Annotated in this window: 12 protein-coding genes; all 12 read right to left on the bottom strand. The window is 35.5% G+C overall.

The window, feature by feature from the left end; genetic code table 11:
• Positions 1-137: cation:dicarboxylate symporter family transporter (locus tag BZK14_RS13625; RefSeq protein WP_342742229.1), on the bottom strand; the 137-nt coding region annotated here is incomplete at its 3' end.
• Between the two features lie 296 nt (positions 138-433).
• Entirely contained in the window at positions 434-1849 is a 1416-nt protein-coding gene (pykF, locus tag BZK14_RS03245) for a pyruvate kinase PykF (RefSeq protein ID WP_077925158.1), read from the bottom strand.
• A 46-nt stretch (positions 1850-1895) separates the two neighbouring features.
• Complete coding sequence (mutT, locus tag BZK14_RS03240; RefSeq protein ID WP_077925157.1) at positions 1896-2309, bottom strand: 8-oxo-dGTP diphosphatase MutT; 414 nt, start codon at positions 2307-2309, stop codon at positions 1896-1898.
• Positions 2309-3487: a CinA family nicotinamide mononucleotide deamidase-related protein gene (locus tag BZK14_RS03235; RefSeq protein WP_077925156.1), complete on the bottom strand. Its 1179-nt coding sequence runs from the start codon at positions 3485-3487 to the stop codon at positions 2309-2311. Before BZK14_RS03235 ends, mutT begins: the two co-directional genes overlap by 1 nt.
• The gene (locus tag BZK14_RS03230) at positions 3487-4953 is read right to left on the bottom strand and encodes a sigma-54-dependent transcriptional regulator (protein ID WP_077925155.1); all 1467 of its coding nucleotides are present in this window, start codon (positions 4951-4953) and stop codon (positions 3487-3489) included. The genes BZK14_RS03235 and BZK14_RS03230 overlap by 1 nt, the downstream gene beginning before the upstream one ends.
• A gap of 35 nt (positions 4954-4988) precedes the next feature.
• Positions 4989-6581: a sensor histidine kinase gene (locus tag BZK14_RS03225; protein ID WP_077925154.1), complete on the bottom strand. Its 1593-nt coding sequence runs from the start codon at positions 6579-6581 to the stop codon at positions 4989-4991.
• A gap of 23 nt (positions 6582-6604) precedes the next feature.
• Positions 6605-7096 (bottom strand): DUF2726 domain-containing protein, encoded by a 492-nt coding sequence (locus BZK14_RS03220; RefSeq protein WP_077925153.1) that lies wholly within the window; start codon positions 7094-7096, stop codon positions 6605-6607.
• An 18-nt stretch (positions 7097-7114) separates the two neighbouring features.
• On the bottom strand, positions 7115-9007 hold the full coding sequence (locus BZK14_RS03215; RefSeq protein ID WP_077925152.1) for a lytic transglycosylase domain-containing protein: 1893 nt from the start codon (positions 9005-9007) through the stop codon (positions 7115-7117).
• Positions 9008-9028: 21 nt separating this feature from the next.
• Positions 9029-9664 carry a uracil phosphoribosyltransferase gene (upp, locus tag BZK14_RS03210; protein ID WP_077925151.1) on the bottom strand — a complete coding sequence of 212 codons (636 nt, stop codon included), beginning with the start codon at positions 9662-9664 and terminating at the stop codon, positions 9029-9031.
• A 64-nt stretch (positions 9665-9728) separates the two neighbouring features.
• Positions 9729-10061, bottom strand: coding sequence for a Grx4 family monothiol glutaredoxin (gene grxD, locus BZK14_RS03205; protein WP_077925150.1), 333 nt, complete (start codon positions 10059-10061; stop codon positions 9729-9731).
• A 102-nt stretch (positions 10062-10163) separates the two neighbouring features.
• On the bottom strand, positions 10164-11438 hold the full coding sequence (locus BZK14_RS03200) for a glutamate-5-semialdehyde dehydrogenase (RefSeq protein ID WP_077925149.1): 1275 nt from the start codon (positions 11436-11438) through the stop codon (positions 10164-10166).
• Between the two features lie 89 nt (positions 11439-11527).
• Positions 11528-11826: hypothetical protein (locus BZK14_RS13225; protein ID WP_077925148.1), on the bottom strand; the 299-nt coding region annotated here is incomplete at its 5' end.

The raw sequence follows: 11826 nt of genomic DNA, 5'->3' as shown, positions 1-11826 counted from the left end.
TTGATCAATTTAATGAAACCTTGCCCAAATGGATACATTTTTTCACCTAACTCAGGATAAAAATGGCCTAATAATACCCCCACAATGATCGCAATTATTACTTGTACGTATAAACTTCTTAATATTCCTAACCGCACTATGTATTCCTTTTGTAGTTTTTAATGCGGAAAAGAATTTATCACTTTTCAAATAAAAAATACAGTAAAATTATATATTTAATTAAATAAACAAAAGCAATATTTTTACTTTTAAAAAAATAATTTATTAAACTTGGTATTTAGTTTTTGTAAAAACTCCTAATTAATATCTGATTTTTTAGGCGTGACAATTCAATGTAACCATATAATTTTGTTAGCATAATAGAAAAACTACTGACATAAAAAATGTTCTAATAAAACATTAGAACATTTTATATACAAAGTAATTCTCTATTTTAGAGTGTATGCACTGAAGATGTATTTGTCGTACCACTTGGTACTAATGCACCCGAAACCATAACTACAACGTCACCTTTCTGGGCAAACCCACTTTGCAATGCTTCTTCTTTACCGATGTAATAAAAATCATCTGTCGAACGAATTTCTGGCACAACCTTAGTGGTCACACCTTTCACCATTTGCAATTGTCTTGCTGTTTTTGGATTTGTTGTTAATGCCAAAATTTGCGCTGTTGGGAAATATTTACGAATTGAACGCGCTGATTTACCCTGATAAGTTGCAACGATGATCAATGGGCTATCCAACATTTCTGACATTTCAACTGCACCCAAACAAACTGATTCAGTTATGCGCATTTTACGCTTTGGTGGCTTTTGCAATGATACCTGATTTGGCATTACATTATCTGTGCGTTCACAAATCGCTGCCATAATGGAAACTGCTTCCACAGGAAACTTGCCTTTTGCAGTTTCACCCGATAGCATTACAGCGTCAGTGCCATCCAAGATCGCATTCGCAACATCACCTGCTTCAGCGCGTGTTGGGCGAGGATTTTTGATCATGGAATCCAACATTTGTGTCGCTGTAATGACAACTTTACGCGCCGCCACACATTTCTCAATCATCATTTTTTGTGCAAAAATCACTTCTTCTACTGCGATTTCAACACCCAAATCACCGCGAGCAACCATGATACCATCAGAAGCTTCTAAGATTTCATCAAAATTTGTTAAACCTTCTTGGTTTTCAATTTTTGAAATAATCATCACATCTTGCCCGCCGTTAGCATCTAAATGCGCACGAATTTCTTCAACGTCTGAACGCTTACGAATAAAAGATGCTGCAACATAATCCACACCAACTTCTGCGCCAAAAATTAAATCCGCTTTATCTTTTTCTGCTAAAGCAGGAAGATTAGTCACAACTCCTGGTAAGTTAACACCTTTATTTTCGCCTAAATCACCATCATTCAGTACTTCACAAATTACTTCCGATGCGCGAACTTCAGTCACTTTCATACCAATCAAACCATCATCGATCAGTACAGTATTACCCACTTGCAGATCATTGGGTAAACCTTCGTATGTTACAGCTACACGAGTTTCATCGCCGATCACAGTTTTATCAGTAGTTAAAGTAAATGTTTGCCCTGCCTTTAAAGCAATATCCTGGCCATCCTTTAACTTAATTGTGCGAATTTCAGGACCTTTTGTATCCAATAAAATGGCGGCCTGTTTTCCATGCTTTTCACACACTGCACGTAAGTTATCAATACGCGCTTGATGCTCTTCATAGTTACCGTGAGAAAAATTGAGGCGCATGACGTTCATTCCTGCATCCAGAAGTTTTAACAATACATCTTCTGACTCAGTTTTCGGACCAATCGTACATACAATTTTCGTCTTTTTCATATACATCCTCTTTCATGGTTAATGATTATTAAATCTTGAGAACCTATTAATCCGGCATGATGCCATTTTTAATTTCATCAATTAAAATATAATCTGCTGGTGGAAATTCAGCTGAAGTTAAATCAGCAGCACTAATCCAGCGTATTGCTTGATTTTCACGGCCATAAGGTTCGCCTTCAAAACTATAAACATCATATACCACAAACTCTATGATTTTATCTTCATAGTCATGTTTAAAATCCATACGGTGCGTAAAGTCATGCACTAAAATGCCCACTTCTTCATCTAATTCACGATCTAATGTTTCAATGTCCGTTTCACCAGATTCTACTTTTCCACCTGGAAATTCCCATAATCCACCAAAATTTTTGGTTTCTGGCCTTTGACAAATCAAAATCTCATCCATTGATGCATTCCAGATCACAGCCATGACAACACGTAAATATTGCTTTTCTTCCATTACTCTTCCACTGTCTGTAGTTGATTTTTTAAAAAATTAAAGCAGTTGATTACTGCAAACGCCATCGCTTCTTCTTTTTGATGACGCGGTATTTGAATCATTTTTGAAAAATATTGATCATTCAATAATATGTGCAGCTGGCACTCCCATACAGTGGTCTTTTCACTAGGATGCTCCGTAACAGCTAACACAACATCACTACCTAATTCATTTTGAATTTCTGTTAAATACTCGCGCTTAAATGGCCCTCGCTTAATAGCGCCGCCTGTAAATACCTCTAAAGTTTTACCATAAGCCATTAAACGACTTGCCATCATGCCCGCAGTAAACCATTCTGCACAAGCTATCTTAAAATCATTTTTTTTACATAAAGATAAAATATACTCTTCCATTGTGTCAGAATTATGTCCAAAAATATAAGGTTTTAATAAAGCCTCTATTTCATCCTGATAAGGTTTAATCAATGATAATGCATTTTCTTCATTCTGAGATTTTGCAGATATTCTGACACTAATACCGTTAATACCTGAGGCTAAATACGATAACTTAGGATTACCAATTTCAGCTAAATCATCATCAATTTTTGCTATTTTTTCCGCAACATCAGATTCGGGAATACCCCAAACTTTTACTATTTCAGTGTAGATTTGCTCTTCTATCGGCGCAATTTCACGCAGCTTAGTAATGACGGAACTTTCAAAAATTGCCTTCATCTCATAAGGCACGCCTGGCAATAAGAAATAGTGTGTATTATCGTGATTTAAATATAAACCTGGTGCCGTTCCTGGGAATTGATCCAAAACTACTGCCCCTTTGGGATAATACGCTTGGCGATAATTATTTTGGCTCATTTCAATATTGCGAATGGCAAATTTTTCTTTAATTGTTTCAGCTAAGGCTTCATCATAAACCAATTCTAAACCTAATGTTTTTGCTAATGTTTCCTTTGTAATATCATCTTGTGTAGGCCCCAATCCACCTGTTGCGATGATGATATCAGCACGCTGTGTTGCTAAAGCCATAACTTGCTCAATATTACTAGCATTATCACCTACTGTTGTTTTAAAGTGGCTATCAATTCCTAATGAAGTTAACTGTTGAGATAACCAAACGGAATTAGTATCCACTAATTGCCCTAATAATAATTCTGTACCGACAGAGATGATTTCTGCTTTCATTATTCGTCATCCTCTATATTAAGTTTTTTCAAACGGTAGCGAAATGTTCTAAAAGAAATTCCTAACTGTTTCGCTGCTTCTGTTTTACTATGATTTTCTGCTAGAGCCCTTTTTAAAATTTTACGTTCCACTGCTTCTAAATATCCCTCAATATCATCAATTTGATCAGGGATTAATGGATCTTCAATACTACATGCAATATCTTCAGGCTCACAATTTTCTTTCACCACTTGCAATGGCACGGATGAAGATTGAGATAACTCCTTGATAGGCTCTTCTATTAACTCAGGTGCAATGGTAGGTGTAAATCCTGAGTCTATTTCTAACAACTCTGCATGACTACCTGTCAATAATAGGTTTTCCGCATGAATAATTTCTCCATCACATAATGCTGATGCCCTTTCTAAAATATTCTCTAATTCACGCACATTACCAGGAAATGTATATTGAGATAATGCAGATAAAGCATCATCAGCAATCGAAACATGACGATGATTTTCTTCATTCAAGCGTTTCAAAATTATTTCTGATAACAAAGGTACATCTGATAACCTTTGACGTAAAGATGGCACATTTAAAGAAATAACATTTAAACGATAAAAAAGGTCTTGGCGGAATTCTTGCTCTTGAACTAATTGTGATAACGCTTTATGTGATGCAGATAAAATTCTCACATTAACAGGGATCTCTTTCATTTCACCAATCGGACGAATTGCCCTTTCTTGAATGGCGCGTAGCAATTTCACTTGCATAGATAAAGGTAAATCTGCAACTTCATCTAATAATAAAGTACCACCATCGGCCGCTTGAAATAGCCCTTTTTTATCTTTATCTGCACCTGTGAAACTGCCTTTTTTATGACCAAATAATTCACTTTCAACTAAGTGTTCAGGCAAAGCACCACAGTTAACTGCAATAAATGGCCCTTCAAACCTTGGGCTTTCAGCATGAATGGCACGAGCAACAACTTCTTTTCCTGTTCCTGATTCTCCAGTAATATAAATAGGTGCTTGAGAACGAGCAATTTTTCTAATCTGCTCCCTCATTGCCACCATCACAGGTGAATCACCATACAAACCATGAACAGACTCTGCTTTAGGAATCTTTTTAGTTTCAATAGCATTTAATGCTAAATTCCGTAGCGCTTCCACCTCGAAAGGTTTAGAAATAAAATCGAATGCACCCAACTTTAATGCTTCAATTGCACTTTCAACATTCCCATGTGCGGTCATCATAGCAACGGGTAAATTTGGTAATTTATCTTGAATATAACGCAGAATATCAAAGCCATCACCATCTGGTAACTTTAAATCAGTTAAGCAAACATCAAAGCTCTCTTCTTGAAGTGCAACAATCGCTTCTGATACAGAATAAGCTTCTACACAATCAATATTAATTGATAAAAAACTCATTGAGATCAATTCACAAATATTTTCTTCATCATCAATTATGAGTGCTTTATACATTCCCTTTCCTTAATCATAAATTAGGCATAAAAACATTATACATTTTTCGGAAAAATGATTCTAAATCCATGCTTTTCTCCATCAATCTCTACATATTGAATAAGACCGCCGTTCGATAAACATAACTCTTTTGTGATATATAAACCTAAACCTGTACCATTCTTATGTGTTGTGAAAAATGGCTCAAATAAATGTTGTTTCACGCTGTCTGTTAAGCCCTGACCATTATCATAAATAGACAAAATTGGATTTTCACCTTTCATTTCAGCTTCAATCATAATCTTCAATTCATCTTCTGTGCGCCCTGAATGAATAATAGCATTGTTCAACAAGTTGGTAATCATTTGTCTGAGAATAGACATCTCAAATAATACACGAGAAACATTAGGTGCAATTTCTATCGTCACTTGATCTTTCAAATTTGGATGTTCGACTAGAAACTCATCCACAACCTCATCCAAGAATGGTGGTAACCTAAAATACTTCCGTTCAAGCTCATTTTTACGAGCCAACACTAAAACATCTGTAATGATACGATTTGCACGCTGAACATTATTATTAATCATTCCGATGAGTTTATTCTCAATTGGCGTAATACCTTCTTGCTCTCCTAATAACTGACTAGCTTGATAAATTGATGCCATAGGATTGCGAATTTCATGAGCAATGGCCGCAGTTAAACGCCCTAAAGCCACTAATTTTTCCTGCTGAGCTCTCATATTCACAATATCAGTTGGCTCAATTTGAATTAAAGAATAGTGCCCTGTGGGTTGTTTAATTTCATCAAATTCAACATAATATTTTTCATTGTTATATTCAAATAATGATGGATCCATAAACTTCAAATAATTCCAAAGATAGAACCTTTCTGTCAATGTGGGCAGATAATCCATCAAATAACTATCTTGTAAATCTAAATCACCAAACCAAGACTTAATATAATTATTCATTAAAATAATTCGGCCTGCAGCATCTAACACTATCAAGCCAGATCGAGATTGTTGAATGATCGCTTCATGTAAAATGGCAGCTTTTTTCAACTCTTCATTTTTACGCTCAACTTCTAATTGTGAAGCTTCATATTTATGTAACCAAGAATTGGTTAAAACTAAAGCTAAAAATGCAAAACAATTTTGTCCAATTAATCTCAATATTCCTTGAGATATCATTAATTTATACCAAGAATGTTGGAATTCTCCGGGATTAAATTCAAATTTAATCCACAACATTAATTGTATCAATACAGAAACTGTCAATAATGATAACGCGCCAGTTCTGGATAAAAATGCACCATGCACCATAAAAGAGATCAACAATAGAATCACTAATGGGCTATTTAAACCATCCGTGTAATAACATAATGCAGAAATAAAAGCTAAATCTAGTAAACCAAAAATATAGATAAATTTAGTTGTTTGAAATCTTTGCCTCTTTAAAATTAAAGTAGAAACTAATAAAAAGACTAAATACGTCAATAAAACAATCTGAAAATATCGAGAGATAGGTAAAGCTTCAGGTGAAACTCGAGCACTTAAAATATACACCGAAGATAAAATAACCGCCATAATTAAACGGAAAATCCCCAATAGCTGTATTGGAATTCCTCTAGGTTGTATATCTTGTGACATAAAATTTATCTTTTAATCAAGTGTTATAAATAATGAACAACCAATTGTTGTAATTTTTCCTGATCATATTGCAGGCCTTTCCGTAACGAAATCAGAGGTATATTTAAATCCTGCAAGAGTTTCTCTAAATTCTCAGAAGGATTAATAGATAAAGCAACAATTGGTGAAAATGTTCGCGTATTCACCAACATAAAATCACAACTAATTTGTTTTAACTCTTGCTCTAATCGCGTTTGAATTTCTGATGCAAGATTGGGATCTAACGTGATAAAGGTTGTCAATTGTGGCTTTGGAAAAACTTGTATATGATCTTTATACTGCACAATCTCTTGTAAAAATTTTAATACATTTTGTTCATCAATACTTAAAGCGCTAGTTTTTGTACGAAAAGCATTGGGGATATTTTTCTCACAAGAGGACGCCCCTGTGACTTTTTGAGGCCTAGTTCGCTTAAACTTAAATAAAAAAACTAATCCGATCACAACAAAAATAGTGAAAAAAATCTTAAAAAACATATAACCTACTCTCTTTGACTATTCTGGATAAAAGCGATTTAAATATTCTGTAATACGAACTTTACGACCTTTTTGATAATGATAAATCACAACATTTTCTAAAATACTTTTCACATATCCGCGTGTTTCACGATAAGGGATGGACTCCACCCAAAGGACAATATTATCCATAGGAGGATTAATCCAATGCTTAACTTTATGAGGCCCTGCATTGTAACTTGCTAAGATATATGACCAATTCTTACCCACAACGCCACTCACATCATTTAAATATGCTGAGCCATAACGAATATTATCAGTAGGATTGTACAAACTACCACGTTTCTCACCCAATTTTTGAGCCATTTTTTCAGCAGTCGGTATCAATAACTGCATCAACCCATAAGCATTAGCATGTGATTTAACATCTGGTTGAAATAAACTCTCTTGACGAATCAATCCCCACAGTAATTCAGAGGGATAGCCATATAAATTAGCTGCCTGATTCACTTCTTTTTCATAACCCATCGGATAACGAATATGCAATGCTCCGGGCATTTTAGCAGCAACACCTGCACGAATCCCTAGATCATAATAACCTTGATCATATGCTATAAAACTTGCTGTATTTTTTTGACCTTGCGATGCAGTACGTAAGCCTTGCTGCCAAGCTTGATACGCAAAACTACGTTCATCTACTTTCATCAAATCCAAAGCAACCTTGAATGATTTATCAGTTAAAGTTTCTCGTTTATCTGCTTTACGCTTAACTATCGATTCCAACACTGAATAAGGCTGATTCAATTCATCTGCGGCTAAAAAACCATAGAAACTGGTTTGCCCTGCAATCTTCTTGAACACCTCAGCGGCTTGCGTTTCATTACCAATACACTGATGCATCTTGCCTTGCCAATATATCCAAGTAGGATCTTCACTAGCTTTCACAGATAAGCGATTCAAATAATCTAAAGCGGCATCACAGTTACCAGCTTGCGCATTTAATTTAAAACCACTGATCTTAACATCATCCCCTTGCTCTTTTTTAGGAATATTTTCAATTCTACCTAAAGGATTGATCGCATCTGCTCGCCCTGCCTGAAAGACTGCTAATAAATTTCTTAATGCAGAATAATCACTCTGCGTGACCAATTGGTTTTTCTTGACAAATGCCAAGCCATTTAAAGCATTTGTAGAATCATTTTTTCCCCATTGGCGTACAGCTAATGCATAAAATTGGCTAGAATCCTTAAAATACTGCTTTTGTTTCATCAATTGCCCCGCAGGATTCTCTACTATTTGAATCATAGATTGATAATACTTGCGTTTTGCTTCTGGCAAATGTGGCAATAAATTCTTTGCACGGCTCAGTTGCAAATTTTTGATTAACTCACCGGTTTTTTGATCCAAAATTTCTTTAGGTGCATATTGATTCAACCAGACTTTTTCAACGGGCAAACATGTTGATAGTGGCGTCGAAACTTTCACCCAATAAGACTGAAAACGTTTGGCATCAAAGGCTTTAGGGTTCGATTGTAAAATTGCATCATCAGCAATACAGCGCAAAAACTGGCTAGAATCATCCATTAAATGATCAATGATAAAACTATACTCTTTTTGGCTAAGCTCATAACGATAAAAATCGTTTTTTAATGATGCAGCAAACAACGCATCAGAATTATTTTGAAGAAATTTCAAAACTGTTTCACGTGGCAATTTTTTCAAATTTTGCTGAACAAAATAATATTCCAAATAAGGTGCAACAGATGTGTTTTTCAGAGTTTTTAACGATTTCTCATAACCTTTAACATCATTATTTTGAATGAAGGTTTTACCTTTAGTAAACGCTGTAATTTCCTCACTCTTGAGCGCCCAAGAAGTTTGACAAACTACATTCATTGAAATCAAAGCGATTGCTATTACTTTTACCTTCATTCTAATGTCTACCTTTATGACTTAATCGTACGCAACTGTACCAAAAATCTTATCACCAGCATCACCTAAACCTGGCAAAATGTAAGCATGTTCATTCAAACCTTTATCAATAGAAGCAGTATAGATTTCAATATCAGGATGCTTCTCCTTAACTTTTTCTAAACCTTCTGGTGCACACACTAAAAATAAGCCTTTAATTTTTGTACAACCTTTTGCTTTCAATAAATCAATTGTCGCAATTAAAGTACCACCTGTTGCCAACATTGGATCTAAAATAATAGCAGTACGCTCATCCATATGAGTTGTTAATTTTGCATAATAAGCGCGTGGTTCTAAAGTTTCTTCATCACGCTCAAAACCTACAACAGATACACGCGCACTTGGAATACCTTCCAAAGCACCATCCAACATACCAATACCAGCACGCAAAATAGGTACAACTGTTACTTTACGTCCTTTTAAACGCTCAACCTCTACATTGCCAGCCCAACCTTCAATTGTAACTGTTTCCATGGGCAAATCTTTAGTTGCTTCGTACGCTAACATTGTTGTAATTTCAGAAGATAAACGGCGAAACTCTGCTGTGCTGATTTCTTTCTGACGCAACAAGCCCAATTTATGTGCCACTAATGGATGTTTAACTTCAACTACTTTCATCTAATCTCCTAATTTTTTCACGCTATGGAAAAAAGCCCCAAGATATGGGACTTTTTCATGATGTTTATTGTGCCGCTTCATCAATGGCTTTTTGCATCAAATCTTTCAATTCGCCACTTTCATATAATTCTACCGTGATATCACATCCGCCGATCAACTCTCCACCGATATAAATCTGTGGAAATGTTGGCCAATCTTGATAGAAAGGTAAGAAATTATAAATATTCTCATCATCAAAAATATTCACCGCAGCAAACGGCAAACCTGTCGCTGCTAAAGCTTGTGCTGCACGACTAGAGAAACCGCACATAGGAAATTGTGGTGTACCCTTCATATAAATCACTACAGGATTGTCTGTTACTTGTTGACGAATCAACTCTAAAGTTTGTTCTTTCATTAACCGCTCCTAAATGAATGAAAATTCGAATCATTCTAACACTATTAATAACGTTATTCATTATCAATAAATAACGCACCACAACAACTATAGTCTATTACACTATGTTCTGATCTCGCCATGGCCTAATACAATATATTTTTGTGACGTTAAGCCTTCTAATCCGACAGGCCCACGTGCATGAATTTTATCCGTTGAAATACCTATTTCTGCACCTAAACCAAACTCAAAACCATCACAAAAACGTGAAGATGCATTGACCATCACACAAGCTGAATCCACCATTCTTAGAAATGTTGTGGTATTTGAGTAATGTTCACTGATAATGACATCCGTATGATGAGAACCATAATGATTGATGTGTGCAATCGCCGCATCTAAATCTTTCACAATCTTAATTGCAATAATTGGCCCTAAATATTCTTCATGCCAATCAGCATCTGTTGCCATTAACGTTGAAATTTCATGCTCATTTAAAATGATTTGTGTTTGCTCACATACGCGCATTTCTACAGTTTTAACTACAAAAATCTCAGCAATTTTTGGCAAAAACTCTTTTGCAATATTTTCATGTACTAATAATGTTTCCATAGTATTACAAGGTGCATAGCGCTGAGTTTTTGCATTATCCACAACTTTTACCGCTAATTCTAAATCTGCGAACTCATCCACAAATGTATGACAAACACCATCTAAATGTTTAATCACTGGTACTGTGGCATTTGCATTGATACGCTCAACCAATGATTTTCCGCCACGTGGGATAATGACATCAATATAATTTTTTGCTGTTACCATCAAATCCACAACCGCACGATCTTGTGTTGCCACAATTTGCACAGAGTGCTCAGATAAATTCGTTTGAAATAATGCATTTTGTAAAATTTTTGCCAAACATTGATTGGTATGAAAAGCATCACTGCCACCACGCAAAATTGCCGCATTACCCGACTTGATACATAAAGCTGCTGCATCAATCGTAACATTGGGACGTGCTTCATAGATGATTCCAATAACCCCCAAAGGTACCCGCATTTTACCCACTTGAATGCCTGAAGGTCGCGGTTTAATATCCGTAATTTCACCCACAGGATCAGGTAATGCGATCATATCCACAACGCCTTGCGCCATAGTTTCAATGCGCCCTTTATCCAACAATAAACGATCAATGAATGCTTCCGTTAAGCTATTACCTCGCGCAACATCACAATCTTTTTGATTTTCAGAAATAATCTCATCCACATTTTTCAGAATTTCATCATGAATCAATTGTAGTGCCTGATTTTTTTCTGCTGTACTGGCTTTTAAAAGAGAGCGACTAGCCGCCCTTGCTTGTTGACCAACTTCTGACCAATATTTCTGTAAGGTTTCTGTCATAAAATACATCCAATGAATACCAAGTTAAATTGGTATTCATTGTGTTAGATTTCAGACGAAAGAACAAGTATATTCACGATAAACATCATTTATGAGTACAGCGGTAACTCTTCCCATCTTACAGAAATATTTTTATTTGATTCAATGATTGATTGGTATAGCCATTGAACATAATAATCTAACGATTCCAGCACATCTTGCCCACTTGACGATAATAATACCTCTACTGTTGTATCTGTACTGTTTTCAATGATCAACCAACAACCACCCATATCATAGATATTCGCTGATCTATTCATCGCGCCAATTTCTATTAACCATGTTGCCATAGATTTTTGAATAATATTAGCCTCATCACACTTTAATATAATTCGTAAAGATGCAACTT

This window comes from Wohlfahrtiimonas larvae, assembly GCF_002006755.1.
GTDB lineage: Bacteria > Pseudomonadota > Gammaproteobacteria > Cardiobacteriales > Wohlfahrtiimonadaceae > Wohlfahrtiimonas > Wohlfahrtiimonas larvae.
This window is presented reverse-complemented; position numbering and strand designations above follow the sequence as displayed.